Annotated in this window: 17 protein-coding genes; 7 read left to right on the forward strand and 10 right to left on the reverse strand. The window is 46.0% G+C overall.

Annotation, left to right across the window (positions count from 1 at the left end; all coding sequences use genetic code 11):
• A partial coding sequence (locus ABDW16_RS07810) for a class I tRNA ligase family protein (RefSeq protein ID WP_343668866.1) occupies positions 1-357 on the reverse strand: 357 nt, incomplete at its 3' end.
• A gap of 120 nt (positions 358-477) precedes the next feature.
• Between ABDW16_RS07810 and ABDW16_RS07815 the strand changes: the two genes are divergently transcribed.
• The 5 genes from ABDW16_RS07815 to ABDW16_RS07835 all read left to right on the forward strand — a co-directional run bounded on the left by ABDW16_RS07815 (position 478) and on the right by ABDW16_RS07835 (position 5091).
• Positions 478-1353, forward strand: coding sequence for a permease-like cell division protein FtsX (locus ABDW16_RS07815; RefSeq protein WP_343668868.1), 876 nt, complete (start codon positions 478-480; stop codon positions 1351-1353).
• 20 nt (positions 1354-1373) lie between these two features.
• Positions 1374-1637 (forward strand): DUF3098 domain-containing protein, encoded by a 264-nt coding sequence (locus tag ABDW16_RS07820; protein WP_343668869.1) that lies wholly within the window; start codon positions 1374-1376, stop codon positions 1635-1637.
• Between the two features lie 81 nt (positions 1638-1718).
• Positions 1719-2522, forward strand: a complete 804-nt coding sequence (locus ABDW16_RS07825; protein WP_343668871.1) for an undecaprenyl-diphosphate phosphatase — start codon at positions 1719-1721, stop codon at positions 2520-2522.
• 26 nt (positions 2523-2548) lie between these two features.
• Entirely contained in the window at positions 2549-3802 is a 1254-nt protein-coding gene (locus tag ABDW16_RS07830) for an outer membrane beta-barrel protein (RefSeq protein ID WP_343668872.1), read from the forward strand.
• A gap of 41 nt (positions 3803-3843) precedes the next feature.
• Complete coding sequence (locus tag ABDW16_RS07835) at positions 3844-5091, forward strand: outer membrane beta-barrel protein (protein ID WP_343668873.1); 1248 nt, start codon at positions 3844-3846, stop codon at positions 5089-5091.
• 36 nt (positions 5092-5127) lie between these two features.
• On the opposite strand, the gene ABDW16_RS07840 is transcribed toward ABDW16_RS07835, so the two are convergent.
• Together ABDW16_RS07840 and tsaE are read right to left on the reverse strand one after the other, a co-directional pair.
• Positions 5128-6345 (reverse strand): alanine dehydrogenase, encoded by a 1218-nt coding sequence (locus tag ABDW16_RS07840; RefSeq protein WP_116853562.1) that lies wholly within the window; start codon positions 6343-6345, stop codon positions 5128-5130.
• A gap of 73 nt (positions 6346-6418) precedes the next feature.
• Positions 6419-6844, reverse strand: coding sequence for a tRNA (adenosine(37)-N6)-threonylcarbamoyltransferase complex ATPase subunit type 1 TsaE (gene tsaE, locus ABDW16_RS07845; RefSeq protein WP_343668875.1), 426 nt, complete (start codon positions 6842-6844; stop codon positions 6419-6421).
• A 177-nt stretch (positions 6845-7021) separates the two neighbouring features.
• Here tsaE and ABDW16_RS07850 point away from each other — a divergent pair, with 177 nt between their 5' ends.
• Positions 7022-9130, forward strand: a complete 2109-nt coding sequence (locus ABDW16_RS07850; RefSeq protein ID WP_343668876.1) for a cation-translocating P-type ATPase — start codon at positions 7022-7024, stop codon at positions 9128-9130.
• 13 nt (positions 9131-9143) lie between these two features.
• A complete protein-coding gene (locus tag ABDW16_RS07855) occupies positions 9144-11039 on the forward strand; it encodes an ATP-dependent DNA helicase RecQ (RefSeq protein WP_343668878.1) in 1896 nt (631 codons plus the stop codon).
• A gap of 16 nt (positions 11040-11055) precedes the next feature.
• Here the strand turns inward: ABDW16_RS07855 and ABDW16_RS07860 are convergent, their stop codons facing one another.
• From ABDW16_RS07860 to lpxA, 7 genes are all read right to left on the reverse strand, one after another.
• Entirely contained in the window at positions 11056-12105 is a 1050-nt protein-coding gene (locus ABDW16_RS07860) for a Gfo/Idh/MocA family oxidoreductase (protein WP_343668879.1), read from the reverse strand.
• Between the two features lie 15 nt (positions 12106-12120).
• Complete coding sequence (locus ABDW16_RS07865) at positions 12121-13674, reverse strand: helicase HerA-like domain-containing protein (RefSeq protein WP_343668880.1); 1554 nt, start codon at positions 13672-13674, stop codon at positions 12121-12123.
• Between the two features lie 81 nt (positions 13675-13755).
• Positions 13756-14136: a co-chaperone GroES family protein gene (locus ABDW16_RS07870; RefSeq protein ID WP_343668881.1), complete on the reverse strand. Its 381-nt coding sequence runs from the start codon at positions 14134-14136 to the stop codon at positions 13756-13758.
• A 57-nt stretch (positions 14137-14193) separates the two neighbouring features.
• Positions 14194-15033, reverse strand: a complete 840-nt coding sequence (locus tag ABDW16_RS07875) for an MBL fold metallo-hydrolase (RefSeq protein ID WP_343668882.1) — start codon at positions 15031-15033, stop codon at positions 14194-14196.
• A gap of 13 nt (positions 15034-15046) precedes the next feature.
• Complete coding sequence (locus tag ABDW16_RS07880; RefSeq protein ID WP_343668883.1) at positions 15047-16336, reverse strand: MFS transporter; 1290 nt, start codon at positions 16334-16336, stop codon at positions 15047-15049.
• Positions 16337-16388: 52 nt separating this feature from the next.
• Positions 16389-17006: an ATP-binding cassette domain-containing protein gene (locus tag ABDW16_RS07885; RefSeq protein ID WP_343668884.1), complete on the reverse strand. Its 618-nt coding sequence runs from the start codon at positions 17004-17006 to the stop codon at positions 16389-16391.
• Between the two features lie 74 nt (positions 17007-17080).
• Complete coding sequence (gene lpxA / locus ABDW16_RS07890; RefSeq protein WP_343668885.1) at positions 17081-17875, reverse strand: acyl-ACP--UDP-N-acetylglucosamine O-acyltransferase; 795 nt, start codon at positions 17873-17875, stop codon at positions 17081-17083.

Below are 17875 nucleotides of genomic sequence, written 5' to 3' on the forward strand. Positions count from 1 at the left end.
GTCAAAGCAGAACCCGATATTATCCAGTTGTTTACGGAAGGCCGCAATATTTTCGGCAGTAGTTACCGCAGGATGCTGACCTGTTTCCAGGGCATACTGTTCTGCTGGCAGGCCAAAGGCATCCCAGCCCATGGGATGTAGCACATTAAAGCCTTTTAGTCTTTTATAACGAGCATAGATATCAGACGAAATGTATCCCAGCGGATGGCCTACATGGAGGCCCGCCCCTGACGGATAAGGAAACATATCAAGTACATAGCACTTGGGCTTTTGGCTATTGATGCTAACCCTGTACGCATTCGAGCTGCCCCAGGCGTCCTGCCACTTTTTCTCAATAGCCCTGAAATTATATTCCATATAATAGTTGAATTAACCGGGCGTAACGCTACGCCCTGTTGACTTAAAATAACGTTAAAGGACGACAAAAGTAAACATAACTGCTAATTTTTATTATTTTCGCCTATAAACGGTAGTTTAATGGCGCAGCAACCCGGGAAATCATCATCTAAAAAATCCAAACCTTCTTATCTGTATTCCATTATTGGAGTGGCACTTGTCCTGTTCCTGCTAGGAACCTTAGGGCTTATTGTAATCCATGCCAACAAGCTTAGTGAATATTTTAAAGAAAGCATTGAAATCCAGGTGATCCTTAGGGACAACGTGAAGGAAGAGCAGGCTATTGCCCTTCGTGATTCCATTGCCAGTAAGCCTTATGTCAAATCGATCGAATACGTATCCAAAGATATGGCGGCCGAGCGCTTTAAAAAGGAGTTTGGAGAAGATTTTATTACCCTGCTGCAATATAATCCACTGTATGCCAGTATCAATGTAAAGGGTAATGCCCGGTATATAAATCCGGACAGCCTGTCAGTGATCGAGGCGAATCTGGCGCAGCAAAGTATTGTTAGGGAAATATCTTACCAGAGAGGTCTGGTATCCAAGCTGAATGAGAATGTACGTAAGATAGGTTTCGTGATCCTGGCCATCTCTATATTGCTGGCACTGGTGGTTATTGTGCTGATAGACAATACGATACGTTTGGCCATGTTCAGCAACCGCTTCCTGATCAAGACTATGCAGATGGTAGGAGCTACCAGGTGGTTTATAGCCAAGCCTTTCGATGTACGCAGTATCATCAATGGGGCCCTGAGTGCCATATTGGCTATTGCCGGTTTGATAGGGATTCTCTATTTTGCAGACCAGTTGCTTCCTGAGCTCAGCACGATGAGGGATTACTTTATGACATCAGTCCTCTTTATAGGCATGATTGTAATAGGTATTTTTATCTCCCTGGTGAGCACGCATCGCTCGGTAATGAAATACCTGCGACTGAAACTGGATGATTTATATTGATTGATAATTTTCTACATCATATGATTAAAGAAACCAAACAAGCAGAAAAGGCAGTGGTTGATTCCCGTCCTGTTTTCGCAAAAGATAACTATAAGTTGATGATAGCGGGTCTGGTGATTACTGTGATCGGCTTTCTGCTGATGACCGGCGGTTACTCTGACGATCCTAACCACTTCAAACCAGAAGAAGTGTATAGCTTCCAACGTATTACGCTGGCACCTATCGTGATCCTGTTGGGTCTGGTGGTAGAGATTTATGCTATTATGCGTAAACCAAAGCAATAATACCTGCAACTTTTTATAACTCAGGCGATGATACCAATTCATCGCTTTTTTTTTATTTAAACGGATAAATCAGCTATTTCCATGAGCATTCTGGATGCCATCATCATTGCCATCGTTGAAGGACTAACCGAGTTTTTACCCATTTCATCTACCGGTCACATGGTCATTACCAGCGCAATACTGGGTATCGGAGAGGATGAGTTTACCAAATTGTTTGAGATTGTAATACAGCTGGGGGCAATATTGGCTGTAGTAGTTTTGTACTGGAAAAAATTCTTTGTGTTCGATAAGAACCGCATTCCCTTTTATATTAAACTGATACTGGCTACCATTCCAGCCCTGATTCTGGGTTTCCTGTTTCACCACAAGATCAAGGACCTCATGGGGTCTCCTGCTGTGGTAGCAGCCAGCCTGTTCCTGGGAGGTATCGTATTATTGTTTGTGGACAACTGGTTTAAGAATCCTACCATTGACAAAGATGAAAAAGTGAGCAATTTCAGGGCTATCCGCATTGGTTTTTTCCAGTGCCTGGCGTTGATCCCCGGTGTGAGCCGCAGTGCTGCCTCTATTATAGGTGGTATGCAGCAAAAGCTGACCCGCAACGCTGCTGCTGAATTCTCGTTTTTCCTGGCTGTGCCTACCATGTTCGCAGCTACCTGCTACGATTTGTATAAAAGCAAAGATGCACTGGCGAGTAATACCGGCAATTTCCAGCTGCTGGTAATCGGTTTCGTCATCGCATTTATCGTGGCATTGCTGGCCATCAAGTTCTTTATCGGCGTATTGAAAAGATACGGCTTCCGAGTATGGGGTGTATATCGCATACTGGTAGGAGGCGCTATCCTGGCTGCTATGGCAATGGGATATACGCTGACTGTTGGCTAAGAAAAGTAAATAATCCTTATACCCACATGAAGAAGATTCTACTATGCCTGGTAGCGATGGCTGCCGGTCAATGCATTGTTCTTGCCCAGGTAAACTATCTACCCGGTGTTGTGATTACCCGGCAAAACGACTCCCTGAGAGGGCTTATTAATGTCAAAAACTGGGTGACGAATCCCGGAGAAATTGATTTCAAATCGGATAAAGAGTCGGCCAGCCACTTATATAAGGCCACTGAAATTAATGGTTTTGTCATCCCACAGGAGAATAAGGTTTACCTCAGCAAGGAGTTTATTGCAGATGTGACTTACTATGAGACCTCAACTCTGAAAGAACAGGCCATGAGTGTGGAATCCCTGGATACTACCGCGTTTGTTGAACAACTGGTAGGAGGTAGCTATCCGCTGTATACATATACAGATGTCCATCACCGTGATCACTACCTCTTTGAGGCACCTGGCAGGCCGGTGACTGAACTGGTGTACATCAAAACCATTGTGGCGACTGATGATGGATCTGGTTTGTATGAGCGCAAGATCTACCAGCAGCAGCTGGACACCCTGTTCCAGGATGATCCACAACTGGCGAAGCAAAACCGGTTCCTGGGGTATTATGAAAAGCCCCTGGTAAAAGCTTTCCTCGCTTACAATAAATTTAAAGATCCAACCCATGCGGAGGAAATAATACAGAAAAAGAAAGTGAGAAATCCTGTTTGGTTTGGTGTGATGGCCGGAGTGGGTTTCAATAGCTATAAATCGCAAGGGCCTTTTTACATGGCTAACGGTAATAGTTATAAATCTTCTGTCAATCCAATGCTGGGAATATTCATAGATATTCCTTTCCCTGGCTCAAGCCGTAAGTTCTCACTTTATAATGAGCTCCTATACAAAACTATCAGCACCTCTTCTGTGTTGGTTGGCCCTGTTTATAATGACTACGCAGGTGATATAGTATCATTTGGATTCGGGTATGCACAGCTCAATATTATGGCACAGTATACCTATCCGAAAGGGATTGTGAGACCTTTTATACATGTTGGTATGGGGAATGCAATCGTTGTAAAAACCAATAAGAATGACTACTATGATGTGGATGCGAAAAAGCATGAAACCGCAGTAGATGGAATCAGAAAGCATGAAGAGTCTGCGATACTTGGTATTGGTGTGAAGGCTTCCCGCCTGCAGGTAGAAGCAAGGTTTTCTACAGGGTCGGGTTGGTTATCCTATTCAAGCTCCAATATTACTTCAAAAGCCCTACAGATCGTAGCTGGTTTCAGGTTATAATAATAAATGCCAGGCCATGTACCTGGTCAATTTTACCCAATATGAAGAAGATAATTTTACCCCTTACTTGCTGCCTGGTAGCCATGACTACATATGCGCAGCACAATTTCGTACCCGGAACAGTAGCTATTTCACAACAAGATTCCCTGAGAGGGTTTGTTGATTTCAAAAACTGGTCGAGCAGCCCGAAAGAGATTTTTTTCAAAACTACTGAAAACGGAGCTGTTACAAAGTATACGCCGGAGCAGATCAGTGGTTTTACCATGCAGTCGAATGGAGAGCTCATGTACGTAACGAAGCATGTACTGCTGGATATAACTCCTTACATTGTCTCTTCCACACAAAGGGTGACACAGCCACAAACAGAATTGCTGGATTCTACTGTATTTATTCAGCAATTGGTAGTGGGCGATTATAATCTGTATACTTATACTGATAGTCACCAGCGTGTACACTTTATGTATGGTGCGCCGGGACAGGAAATTCAGGAATTGAAATATATTAAAACCCTGGTACCTGCTCCTGAGGGATCTAAACTTTACGAAAAAAGAGAGTACCAGGATCAACTGGCCACGTTGTTCAGGGATGACAGCAAAGTAGCTAAACAGGCTAAGGGAGTGGAATACCGGGATGATAAGCTGATTGCTTTATTTGTGGCTTATCATCAAACTCAACACCCTGGATCAACAATAGCGGTCAAATCAAACAAAAGGAACCCGGTATATTGGGGGATAGTAGCTGGTCCGTCGTTCAATAGTTTTAAGATGAAGGGAGGAGAAAGCTATCCGCTGCATGGCGATTATAGTTCTTCTGTAGGTCCTGTAGCCGGCATATTCATGGATATTCCATTTGGGGGTGCTACCAGAAAGTTTTCTGTGTACAATGAACTGCTCTTCAAGTCATACAGCACGGATGCAAAGATGGACATGTCCAGACTGCTGGATGGAGATGTGGCTACTTTTAAGTTGAGTTATGTACAGTTGAATATTATGGTGCAATATATTTATACCAGGAGTTTTATAAAGCCGTTTGTGCATATTGGCATGGGCAATGCGGTAGTTGTTAGTACAAAAAAGAATGACTACTACGATGCCAGCAGGGATGAGCATTATGAAGCGATGAGCGATCTGCGTAAACTTGAGCAATCTCTTATAGGCGGGGTAGGTGTGAAGGTAAGCCGTTTCCAGCTGGAGGTACGCGGTTCTACTACTACTGGTTTTGTGCCAAAGAATAGCACTTCTATGCCGGTCAATTCATTACAGGTTATCGCCGGATTTAGATTAAAATAAAGCAAAAAAGCTGCTGCCGCGGCAGCAGCTTTTTTGTTATCCCTTCACTGCCAGCAGCAGCTCCAGGTCAGTATATTTTAGTTTGAACTTTTCGCTCAGGTGATAATTGGTCAATGCTCCTTTATAGAGATAGATCCCATTCCGCACACCTCTCTTGATCCACACCAGATTCTCAAACCCTCCATCATCCGCAGCTTCCAGCAATAATGGCATCAGTACATTACTAATTGCTTCCGACGCTGTACGGGCAAATCCTGATGGAATATTAGGCACGCAATAGTGTACTACATCGTACTTCTTGAACACCGGATTTTCATGACTGGTAATCTCTGACGTTTCGAAGCAGCCACCTCTGTCTATACTTACATCTACGATCACAGAGCCTGCTTTCATGTTGCTTACCATAGATTCGGTTACCACAATCGGTGTACGGCCATTTTGAGAAGACAAAGCGCCTACTGCTACATCAGCATTCCGCAGCTGTTCTGCCAGTACTTTGGGCTGAATAACGGACGTAAATACACGTACGCCGATGTTGTTTTGCAGGCGTTTCAGTTTATAGATATTGTTGTCGAATACTTTTACAGAAGATCCTAAGGCCATTGCTGTGCGGGCGGCAAATTCACCCACGATGCCTGCGCCAATGATCACTACTTTGGTAGGAGGGATACCTGTCACCCCGCCTAGCAGAATACCTTTCCCTTTGTTACTGTTGCTCAGGTACTGGCTGGCCAGCAGCATAACAGCGCCACCGGCAATCTCGCTCATGGCCCTGACAATAGGGTAGGTGCCCGCATCGTCTTTGAGATTCTCGAACGAGAGCAGGGTAATCCGCTTCTCCATCATTTTCTGTACCTGCTCTATTTTCAGGGCAGCCAGGTGGATGGGAGAGATCACGATCTGGTGAGGATGCAGCAGCTCTATTTCCTCATCGTTGAGTGGGGCTGATTTTACAATGATCTCCGCTTTGTATACTTCTTTCTTATCGTACAATATTTCGGCGCCGGCTTCTGAAAAATCTGTGTCATAAAAATGAGAGCCATCGCCTGCTTTATGTTCTACCACGATATGATGACCATTGCTGGCCAGTATACTAACCGCATCAGGTGTAAGGGCTATGCGGTTTTCCTGGAAGGACGTTTCTTTTGGAATACCTATAAATAAACGGGAATTTTTCTGCGGAATATCCAACGTTTCTTCCAGCGGTGAATATGTAAAGCCAGCACTCACAACAGGTTTTTGCCTTTGCTCCATATAGTTTTCAAAATTGATCCGGGTGAATTTTTCCTTGTAATCAAAGATACATTATTTGTTCCAAGCAACTGTATCAGGAAACCCGCAGCTGCCTCCGCTGATCAGGTAAGACTGTCAATTGCAATCGAATAGTGTCTGCAGGTAATAAATCCTGGATGATGTCCGGCCATTCTACAAAACAAATCGCTCCATCCTGGTAGAGCGTATCTTCTACACCTGCGCCTATGGCTTCTTCCTCGTCACGTAGACGATACAGGTCCAGGTGATAGATATTACGTGTTACACCGTCATTTGTACGATAGGCGTACTGGTTGATAATGGAAAAGGTAGGACTGGCTGTCGTATCCTCCACACCTTTAGCCGCACACAGCGCCTTTACAAAAGTCGTTTTGCCGGCTCCCATGGCCCCCTCAAGGGTAAAAATCCGTGGCGCCCCATATTGTGCCCAGAAACTTTGGGCTACCCCGGGCAGCTCCTCAATAGTAAAGGTCCATTCCATCCCGTAAATGTAATTAAATAACCGTAATCTATTGGTTGATACCGCGTTGCATTAATAAAAGACTTTCAGAAACAATTGATTTTCTGTTACTTTCATATTGGCATGCCACTCCGTTGCATTAATATTTTATTCACATGAATCGGGGGTGGATACCTTTGTAACGTTAATCAGTCACTAATGGAAACGATCAGTTGTAAAGTTAAAGGAATGAACTGTACCAGTTGTGCCTTGACGGTATCCAAATACCTTCAGCACAAAGGTATGCAGGATGTGAATGTGAGTTTTGCTACAGAAGAATTAAGTTTTACCCTGCCGGAAGGAATTGAGACGAATCCCAAAGATATTCTCTCAGGTATCGATCAGCTGGGATACCAGGTGGTATTGCCTGACCAACCTCAGCCCAAGGCTGCTTTCCTGCGTACATTGACGTTTAAGTTTATTTTCTGCGCCATCTTTACAGCTCCCCTGTTATTACATATGTGGGTACACTGGGCCTGGCTGCATAATCCAGTGGTACAGCTTTGCCTGTCTACGCCGGTATTTGTGGTTGGTATGTGGCACTTTGGCCGGAGTGCAATCCGCTCTCTCGTCAATGGGATGGCGAATATGGATGTGCTGATTGCTTTGGGTGCCATTGCTGCCTATGGCTACAGTCTGACAGGTACGATCCTCCACCTGGGACCCGATTATATGTTTTATGAAACCGCTGCCGCCATTATTACCCTGGTATTCCTGGGCAACCTGCTGGAAGAGCGTTCTGTAAAACAAACCACTACTGCGATTACTGCTCTTGCTAAAATGCAGGTGACAACTGCCCGCCGTATTGAAGAACACGGTGATCATGAACATATTCATGTGGTAGACAACCAGACCCTGCGTACCGGTGATAAGGTTTTAGTGAATACGGGTGATATGATCCCTATGGACGGCACTATCTTCTGGGGCAGTGGCCTCATCAATGAATCTATGATCACCGGCGAGAGTACCCCTGTACGCAAAGGAGAAAAAGATAAGGCCATCGGTGGTACCATCCTGGAAGACGGTAGTATCAAAATGTTCATCACCGCTACAGGAAAAGACACTGTTCTTTCATATATCATCGACCTGGTCAAACAGGCGCAGGGCAATAAACCGCCCATGCAGAAACTGGCTGATAAGATCAGCGCCATCTTTGTACCATTGGTATTAGGGATTGCGGTACTGACCTTCTTAGGCTGGGCGATCTTTGGTCATATTACCATCGGCGCTGCTATCATGCGGAGTATTGCCGTACTGGTCATTGCCTGCCCATGCGCTATGGGCCTGGCTACACCAGCAGCTGTAATGGTAGGATTGGGCAGGGCAGCTAAAAACGGTATCCTCATCAAAGGCGCTCAGACCCTGGAAGCCTTTAAAGATATTAAATACGTAGTGCTGGATAAAACCGGTACCCTTACTACCGGCAAACTGCAATTGGGGAATTATTATTATGAAGGTATGACAGAAAAGGAATTTGCCCAGACTGTCTATAGCCTGGAGAAATTCTCTTCTCACCCCATCGCCCGCTCACTGGTGAGTATCTGGAAAAAGGAAGGAGAAGTGAAGCTGACACAGATCCGTGAAATCAAAGGTCGTGGCATGCAGGCAAAAGACCCCGCAGGCAATGAATGGCAGCTGGGATCCTTTGAAATGGCAAAGCATATCACTGCTGATGATAGCCATAGCCTCTACTTGCTGAAGAACGGCCAACTTTCAGGCTGGATAGACCTGATAGATGAAGTAAGACCCGATGCTGCAGAAATGGTGGCTATGCTACAAAGCAAAGGAATTACACCTGTGCTGCTGAGTGGAGATACTGAACGTAAATGTCGTGAACTGGCAGCGCTGACAGGTATTAAAGAAGTATTCTCCGGCCAGACACCGGAACAGAAATTACAGCGGATTGATAGTCTCATGAAAGAGGCGCCGGTAGCCATGGTAGGCGATGGTATCAACGATGCACCGGCACTGGCCAGGGCTACAATTGGTATCTCCCTGAGTGATGCCACGCATATTGCTATGCAGAGTGCCAATGTGATTTTATTGAATAGCAAATTGTCTTCCCTGCCACTGGCATTGGGGCTTGGCAGACACACCTTCCTCACCATACAACAGAATCTTTTCTGGGCATTCCTGTACAATGTGATCGCTATTCCATTTGCCGCCTTCGGAGTACTGAGCCCTATATCCGGCGCGGGTATCATGGCACTGTCAGATATCGTACTGGCCGCAAATTCTGTGCGCCTGCGGTACAAGAGAGTAATATAGTTACATTTACAGCGTGACTACTCCTACAGAAATACTGAAAAAATACTGGGGCTATGCGCAATTCCGTCCTTTGCAGGAAGACATTATTCAGTCCGTCTGCAATGGGCAGGATACCCTTGCGTTGATGCCCACCGGAGGTGGAAAATCCATCTGCTTCCAGGTACCGGCGCTCATGAAAGAAGGGCTCTGCCTGGTAGTCACACCCCTCATTGCATTGATGAAGGACCAGGTGGCGAACCTGCGCAACCGGAATATTCCTGCAGCTGCTATTTATGCGGGCATGTATTACCAGGATGTGGAGAAGCTGCTGGAAGAAGCGCGCCGTGGTACGTATAAGTTTCTCTATGTATCCCCCGAACGTTTACAAAGTCGTCGGTTCCTGGAATACTGTGATGGATTGCCGGTATCCCTGCTGGCAATAGATGAAGCACACTGTATTTCCCAGTGGGGATATGATTTCAGACCTGCTTACCTGGAGATTGCAGAGATACGAGCCCTGTTTCCGGGCGTGCCGGTACTGGCACTCACTGCATCGGCTACCCCACAGGTACAAAAGGACATCTGTGAAAAGCTGCACATGCGCAGGCCGGCTGTTTTTACCAAGAGCTTTGTACGCAGCAATCTTTCCTACAGCGTCATTGAAGAAGGCGATAAGCAACCTAAGTTATTATACATCTTACAGCGGGTACCCGGTAGTGCTATCATCTATTGCCGCAACCGGAAAGGCACCCGTGAGCTGGCGGATATGCTGGAACAGAATGGGATTTCTGCCAGTTATTATCATGCGGGGCTGACAGGGGAAGAGCGCACTGCCCGCCAGGAATTGTGGATCCAGGGTAGGATCAGGGTGATGGTGTGTACCAATGCGTTTGGAATGGGCATCGATAAGCCGGATGTAAGAGTAGTGATACATGCAGATGCACCGGAAAGCCTGGAAGCTTATTACCAGGAAGCTGGCAGAGCAGGAAGGGATGAGCAGAAAGCATACGCAGTATTGCTCTATCATTCTTCGGAGCTGGATAGAATGAAGGAGATGATCGCATTGCAATTTCCCGGTCAGGACCAGGTGCGGGCAGTGTACCAGGCGCTGGTGAATTATTTGCAGGTGCCGGTAGGTGGCGGAGAAGGGGTATACTTTGACTTTGACATCAATGACTTTGTACAGAAATTCGAACTGAATATAACCGTGGCATATAGCGCCCTGCGCATATTGGAACAGGAAGGTATTTTGCAGCTGAGTGAGAGCGTGTTTATGCCATCTATGGCGGAATTCATTGTTAACAGGCAGACATTATTTGCATTTGATGCCGCACAGCCGGCTTTGTCCGGACTTGTACAAACTTTGCTGCGTACCTATGAAGGCATCTTTGATAACCCGGTGCCGGTATATGAAAGGCAGCTCATGCGGATACTGCGGCTCAAAGAACCGGAGGTGATACAGGGATTGCAGCACCTGCATCAGCGGGGAATCATCAGTTATAAACAAAGGAAGTCTGTACCCCAGTTATCCTTTGTAGAGCAACGGGTATCTACTCAGCATTTAAGAATAGATACAGAAAGGGTGAAGGCGAGAATGAAAGCGTACCAGGACAGGCTGGATGCGATGCTGGATTATGTGCGGAACCAAAAGCAATGCCGTACCCAGTTATTAGTACAGTATTTTGGAGAGCAGGATGCGCCGCCTTGTGGTATCTGTGATGTATGTATAGAACAGAAGAAAACGCCCGTGGATTTTAAGGCGATATCGGGGTTATTATTAGCAGAGCTGACACATACACCTACTGAATGGGATGTGATTCAGAATAAGCTAAAAGAGGTGAATGAAGAGGAATTAATGGAGGTAACTCAATTTCTGATCAGTGAGGAAATTATTATAAGAGATGAAGAAGGACGCTTTTACCGTAAGTAAAAGCGTCCTTTCAAAATTATTTAAGCGAAATTACTTTCTTCGCATTATTACTTTCAAAAGCGGTCTCTATTACCCTGATCACATTCACGGCCTCTTCCGCCGGTACCGGATTGGGGCCCTTTCCAATCAATGCATTGTAAATACCATCATAGTATTCCAGGTAATCTCCTTTAGGCGAAGGCAAATACTCCCGCACTACCTTTCCATCTCTCTCTGTATGCAGCAATCCCCACTCATGAATCCCTTCCACACCCCATCCAGGTGCTCCCGGCATCAATCCCTGCTGCAACATCGTCTCCTGCGTGTCGGCTTTCGTTTTTATAAAAGATCCTTTACGTCCATGAAACTGATAAGAAGGAATAGGTTCTCTCGTGATATAAGAGCATTTCAATCTGACCCGAAGGTGCTCATAAAAAAATACCAGCTCAAAGTAATCATCCACGAGTGATTCTTTCCTGATTGTCCTGATATCCGCCCATATAGCATCCGGCATACCAAACAGTATCAGTGCCTGATCTACCAGGTGTGAACCCAGGTCATACAAGCCACCGGTACCCGGTAGTTTCTCTTCCTTATGTTTCTTATAACTCAGCTCCTCACGAAAGCGGTCATAATGAATTTCGGCTTCCAGCAAGTCGCCGAGATCACCACTGCTCAGTACCTGTTTTACAATCTTAAAATCACTATCAAAGCGCCTGTTATGATACACGCTCAACAGTAAACCCTTTGAAGCAGCCAGTGCTGCCAGCTCCTTCCCTTCAGCAGCATGCACTGTAAAAGGCTTTTCCACGATCACATTTTTTCCTGCTTCCAGGGCAGCTTTGGTGTATTCATAATGCGTATAGTTCGGTGTATTGACCACGATCAGATCCAGTTCAGGATCCTGAATCATATCAGCTACACTGGTATATACTTTCACATCAGGATAGCGCTGTCTGGCAAGGTGCTTACTTCTTTCCACTACAGCATAGAAGGTAAACCCCGGATGTGTGTGAATGAACGGCGCGTGAAAGATATGTCCTGACATGCCATAGGAACAGATCCCTGCTTTGATAATTTTCTCCATATCTGTGAATTTAAATTAAAACCAGCTACTACTTTTTTTGCTGCTCTTGCCGCCTAATCCCAATGCACCCAGCAAACTCCTTGTAATCATCGTAGCCGCTGTACGACCCACTTGTTTGGCAATAGGACTGCTCAGTACAGTATCCAATACACTCTTTTCTTCTGCTTGTTTCTTATTAGAAGCCGGGGTTTCCTGTGCAGCTGTTTTTTCTGCCGCCTCCTGCAACTTGGCGGTCAGGATCTCGTAAGCACTTTCGCTATCGATCTCCTTATTATATTTATTCGCAATCTTACTACTGCTAACCAATGTATCCATTTCACCATCAGAGAGTATATCCATACGGGAGCGTGGGGTTACCAGCATGGTTGCTGCCAGTGGCGTAGGAATACCTTTCTCATTCAGACAGGTGAACAATGCTTCGCCAATACCAATCTGCGTGAGCAGTTCATCTGTTTTATAATAGTCAGACAGCGGATAGTTCTCTGCTGTTTGTTTAATAGTCTTACGATCATTGGCGGTAAATGCACGCAGTGCATGCTGTACTTTCATACCCAGTTGTCCCAGGATGGAAGGGGGTACATCCATTGGGTTCTGTGTACAGAAGAAAATACCAACGCCTTTGGAACGGATCAGTTTAATAATGGTTTCAATCTGCTGCAACAGTGCCGAACTGGCTTCCTGGAATACCAGGTGAGCTTCGTCTATGAACAGCACCAGCTTTGGTTTTTCCATATCACCTTCTTCAGGCAGGGTAGCGTACAGCTCTGCCAGCAGGCTAAGCATGAATGTGGAAAACAGCTTTGGTTTGTCCTGGATGTCTGCTACTCTTACAATGGAAATCACCCCTCTGCCATCGTCCCCGATGCGCAGCAGGTCGTCTACCTGGAAAGAGGTTTCGCCAAAGAACTTATCAGCACCCTGTTGCTCCAGGGCAATTACTTTTCTGAGCACAGTACCTGCCGAAGTGGTAGAGATTTTTCCATAATCTTTTTCCAGTTCAGCCTTACCTTCATCACTCACGTACTGCAATACTTTCTTGAAATCTTTCAGGTCCAGCAGGGGCAGTTTATTGTCATCACAATATTTAAAGATCATGGCCACCAGTCCTTCCTGTGTATCGTTCAGTTCCAGAATCCGTGACAGCAATACCGGGCCAAATTCACTCACCGTTGCTCTCAGGCGTGCGCCTTTCTCATTACTGAGAGACAGGAGTTCTACCGGGTAGCCGGAAGGAGACCAGGTGCCGCCTATTTTCTCATATCGCTCTTTGATTCTGTCACTGTTGGTGCCGGCAGCGGCTACGCCACTCAGGTCACCTTTGATGTCCATGAGCAGCACAGGTACGCTGGCATCACTCAGCCCTTCTGCAATTACCTGCAGGGTTTTGGTTTTGCCGGTACCCGTGGCGCCGGCAATCAATCCATGCCTGTTCATCGTTTTCAGCGGCAGGAACACATCTGCTCCACTCACTACTTCGCCATTCAGCATGGCGCAACCCAGTTTAAATCGTTCGCCTTTGAAGGTGTATCCACTTTGGATCTGTGACAGGAATGCTTCTTTTTCAGCCATGGTGTATTAAAATTTCTCTGAAGATAAAAAAAGGGCTGTAATCACTTACAGCCCTTTATTAAATTTTTATGAAAAAAGCATTTAGAGATCTTCTTCTCTTTCCAGCATCAGTATCGCGCTCTGCGGTACGATGAAATATTTTTCGCCCTGGTAAGACACTTCTGTCGACCCGTTGAGCAGGAAGATAGCCAGGTCGCCTTCCTTTGCCTGCAAAGGAATATACTTCACTTTCTCTTCTTCCCCTTTCCAGGCGTCATCCTCCTCAGAAGGCAATGGAATCGCATATCCGGGGCCTGTTTTGATCACATATCCCGATTGTACCTTTTCCTTTTCCTGCATGCCGGGAGGCAAAAATAGCCCGCTTTCTGTACGTTCATTGGGGGTAAGTGGTTTTACCAGTACCCTGTCGCCTACAACAATCAGCTTTTTCAATTTATTATCTATTGTCAGGTGTGTTGCCATGGTCTATATAATACAAAATGTATGCAGCAGGCACCTGTCGTGCCAAGATGACATACATTATAGTGCTGACAGCGGGAAGGTTTCGCCCGCGCGGATACCTTTCTCCGTTTGTTGCAGCACCAGGCATTCTACCTTAGGATCATGTTCTAAATACAGTACATATTGCTGCTCCAGGGCTTCAGTCAGGTAGCTTTTCTTCTCCTGAAGGGTTGTCAGTGGAAACATATCGTATGCCATTACATATGGCAGTGGAATATGCCCGACGCCGGGCAGAAGATCCGCCATATACAGGATGGTTTTGTCTTTGTACCTGATTTGTGGCAGCATCTGTGCATCAGTATGCCCGTTTACAAACCGGATATTGATATTGTCAGTAAAGTTCACGCCTTCCTTTACTTCCACAAATTTCAGCTGACCACTTTCCTGCATAGGCAGGATATTTTCTTTCAGGAAAGATGCCTTCTCCCTGTCGTTTGGCTTGGTTGCCCAGTTCCAGTGATCCTCGTTGCTCCAGAAGGTGGCATTTTTGAATGCTGGCACGAGCTTGTCACCCTGCCTTACAATGGAGCCGCCGCAATGGTCAAAGTGCAGGTGTGTCAGGAACACGTCAGTGATATCATCCTTGTGAAAACCCAGTTTAGCCAGTGAGCTATCCAGGGTTGCATCGCCATGCAGGTGGTAATGCCCAAACCATTTCGCATCCTGCTTGTCACCAATACCTGTATCTACCAGGATCAGGCGCTTGCCATCTTCGATGAGCAGGCAGCGCATGGCCCAGGTGCATAAATTGTTCTCGTCTGATGGACTCAGTTTGTTCCAGATACTCTTGGGTACTACGCCATACATAGCACCCCCATCCAGTTTAAAAAAGCCTGTGTCTACGGTATATAGTTTCATACAATTGAAATTTCTATTGTAGTTTCTTTTGCTTTATCCGCGCGGAGAACAGCCATGCCAGGCCAATCAAAAAGAAGGCAGCCAGGGCAATAACAGAATTACGCATACTGCCGGTTAGCTCATGGATGAGCCCGAAGGTGATCATCCCAATCACGATAGAAAGTTTTTCGGTCACATCATAATAACTGAAGAAACTCGCGGTATCCTCCGTTTCGGGCATCAGCTTGGCATAAGTAGAGCGGCTCAGGGATTGCACACCTCCCATTACCAGACCTACTACTGTAGCCATTATATAAAAGTCGGTAGCCGTCTGCATACGGTAACCGCCAATACAAACACCTATCCATACGAATATAACACCAATCAATACCGGCAGGTTGCCAAACTTCCCGGAGAGCCATGCCATGCCTGAAGCACCGGCAATTGCTACCAGCTGAATGACTACCACGACACTGATAAGGGTGGTAGAAGGCAGTTGCAGTTCCTGCGCACCAAAGAGTGTTGCTGCCATCATGACCGTCTGTACCCCCATGCTATAGAAGAAAAAGCCCCTCAGAAAGCGTTTCAGCACCGGCATTGTTTTTACCTGGGCATACACTTTACGCAGTTCGGAGAATCCTTCTGTAAATACACCCGCTTTATGTTCCGTAATAGTCCCTTTAGAAGCCGGCAGCCGTGCAAAGGTGATCTGGGCAAAGCCGATCCACCATATACCTACCAGCAGGAAGGTAATGAGCACCGCCTGGCCTTCAGTAATACCAAATGGCTTGATAGCTACCAGTGCAAATCCAATGAGCTGCAACAGCACACTCCCGATATACCCCATGGTAAAGCCTTTTGCACTCACCCTGTCACGATCTTCTTCTGCAGCTATTTCGGGCAGATAGGAATTATAAAACACCAATCCACCACAATAACCAAGTGTGGCAAGAATAAAAAATATCACCCCATATTCCACATTGCCACCATTGAACAGGTACAATGCACTACAGCTGATTCCTCCCAGCCAGGTGAATAGCATCAGGTAACGCTTCTTATTGCCTCTCGTATCTGCAATAGAAGACAGGATGGGAGAGGCAATTGCAGCAATCAGAAACGCTGCTGCCATCGCGTAGTCATACAGGGCAGAATTGATAAAATATTTTCCAAAGAAAGGAATGCGCTTGCTGTTAAAAGCAGCTTCCGTGGCACCGGTAAAGTAGATAGGGAAAAAGGTAGTTGTAATTACCAGATTGTAAACAGAGTTAGCCCAGTCATACATGGCCCACCCGTTAATTACTTTCTTACTGGCAGTCTTTTGCATATGCATCTCGTATTATGGGGTTCAATATACGATTAAAGCACTAATCCCCACATCATTTGTAGTCCAGGATATTCATACGCTGTTCACACATAAAATACTCCTGCTCATCATTCGAGCTGACAATGATCATTCGGTTACTCGCGTACGTGGTAACCAGGTCCTGGTAGAGTTTTACACCTGCTGCATCCAGGTTGGTACACGGTTCGTCCAGCAGTAGTACCGGCACGTCAGAGAAGATGGCCAGCGCCAGTTTCAGCCTTTGCTTCATGCCAGAAGAAAAGTGCTTTACCTGTTTACCCATGGATGATTGCAGACCTACTGTTTCCGCAGCTTTCTGCGGGGTGATACCAGGTATGAACTGTTTGAACTGTAAGTGGAAATGGATGCTCTCTGCGAGGGTAAATTCTTCAATCAGTTCCAGGTAAGGGGCTGCAATGGCGCAGTAGTTGAAAAACTGATCGGATGGTAAGGGGGTGTTAGCATTGTGGTAGGTGACGGTGCCTTCGTTGTGCAACAAATGTCCGCTGATCACCTGCAGTAAGGTAGACTTACCTGAACCGTTGGGGCCAAGAATCGCATAACGTTGTCCCGCTTCAAAGGTAGCGTCTACCCGACGGAAGATCCAATCGTAGTTAAAGCGTTTACCTGTCTGGGCCAGCGTTATTTTCATTCGTCCTCATTATTTATGAAAAAGGCAATACCACATGTTTTGCACACATGGTATTGCCCATAAAGATATTATTTTCAGTCGTCACTGGAGAGAGACGTATATCCTTTCATGATACCACGTCCAGATTCACGGATAAATGCAAGGATTTCATCCCTTTCATCCGTAGCAGGATATTCAGCTTCGATAATGCTCACTGCTTTTGACAGCTTGTAGCCTTTCACGAAGATCACGCGGTAAAGGTCCAGGATATGGTTGATCTTTTCCAGTGAAAAACCTCTTCTTTTTAAACCGATAGAGTTCACGCCTACATAAGACAATGGCTCACGGGCAGCTTTAACATAAGGAGGTACATCTTTTCTTACCAGTGAGCCCCCGGTTACGAAAGCGTGTGCACCGATCTTACAGAACTGCTGTACAGCCACCATACCTGCCAGCACTACATGGTCGCCTACGGTGATGTGACCAGCCAGGGTCGTGTTGTTAGAAAATACGCAGTAGTTACCAACTTCACAGTCGTGTGCGATATGGCTGTAGGCCATAATCAGACAGTTGGAACCAATTACGGTTTTCCATTTGTCTTTAGTACCCCTGTTGATGGTTACATATTCGCGGATAGTAGTGTTATCTCCAATAATGGTAGTGGTCTCTTCTCCGTCAAATTTGAGGTCCTGTGGTATAGCGGATATGACGGAACCAGGGAAGATACGGCAGTTCTTTCCAATCCTTGCCCCTTCCATGATGGTGACATTTGACCCGATCCAGGTACCATCACCGATCTCGACATTCTTGTGAATTACAGTAAAAGGATCAATTTTAACGTTTGTGGCCACCTTCGCGTCAGGGTGGATGTAAGTAAGCGGATGGATCAT

Origin of the sequence: Chitinophaga sp., assembly GCF_039596135.1 — a bacterium.
Lineage (GTDB): Bacteria > Bacteroidota > Bacteroidia > Chitinophagales > Chitinophagaceae > Chitinophaga.

Bases quoted from the DNA above. Each gene is read 5' to 3' on its own strand.
- ABDW16_RS07840 (WP_116853562.1), bottom strand. From the start codon at position 6,345: ATGGAGCAAAGGCAAAAACCTGTTGTGAGTGCTGGCTTTACATATTCA.
- ABDW16_RS07860 (WP_343668879.1), bottom strand. From the start codon at position 12,105: ATGGAGAAAATTATCAAAGCAGGGATCTGTTCCTATGGCATGTCAGGA.
- ABDW16_RS07885 (WP_343668884.1), bottom strand. From the start codon at position 17,006: ATGAAAATAACGCTGGCCCAGACAGGTAAACGCTTTAACTACGATTGG.
- ABDW16_RS07875 (WP_343668882.1), bottom strand. From the start codon at position 15,033: ATGAAACTATATACCGTAGACACAGGCTTTTTTAAACTGGATGGGGGT.
- ABDW16_RS07820 (WP_343668869.1), top strand. From the start codon at position 1,374: ATGATTAAAGAAACCAAACAAGCAGAAAAGGCAGTGGTTGATTCCCGT.
- tsaE (WP_343668875.1), bottom strand. From the start codon at position 6,844: ATGGAATGGACCTTTACTATTGAGGAGCTGCCCGGGGTAGCCCAAAGT.
- ABDW16_RS07865 (WP_343668880.1), bottom strand. From the start codon at position 13,674: ATGGCTGAAAAAGAAGCATTCCTGTCACAGATCCAAAGTGGATACACC.
- lpxA (WP_343668885.1), bottom strand. From the start codon at position 17,875: ATGATCCATCCGCTTACTTACATCCACCCTGACGCGAAGGTGGCCACA.
- ABDW16_RS07815 (WP_343668868.1), top strand. From the start codon at position 478: ATGGCGCAGCAACCCGGGAAATCATCATCTAAAAAATCCAAACCTTCT.
- ABDW16_RS07880 (WP_343668883.1), bottom strand. From the start codon at position 16,336: ATGCAAAAGACTGCCAGTAAGAAAGTAATTAACGGGTGGGCCATGTAT.
- ABDW16_RS07850 (WP_343668876.1), top strand. From the start codon at position 7,022: ATGGAAACGATCAGTTGTAAAGTTAAAGGAATGAACTGTACCAGTTGT.
- ABDW16_RS07870 (WP_343668881.1), bottom strand. From the start codon at position 14,136: ATGGCAACACACCTGACAATAGATAATAAATTGAAAAAGCTGATTGTT.
- ABDW16_RS07830 (WP_343668872.1), top strand. From the start codon at position 2,549: ATGAAGAAGATTCTACTATGCCTGGTAGCGATGGCTGCCGGTCAATGC.
- ABDW16_RS07835 (WP_343668873.1), top strand. From the start codon at position 3,844: ATGAAGAAGATAATTTTACCCCTTACTTGCTGCCTGGTAGCCATGACT.
- ABDW16_RS07825 (WP_343668871.1), top strand. From the start codon at position 1,719: ATGAGCATTCTGGATGCCATCATCATTGCCATCGTTGAAGGACTAACC.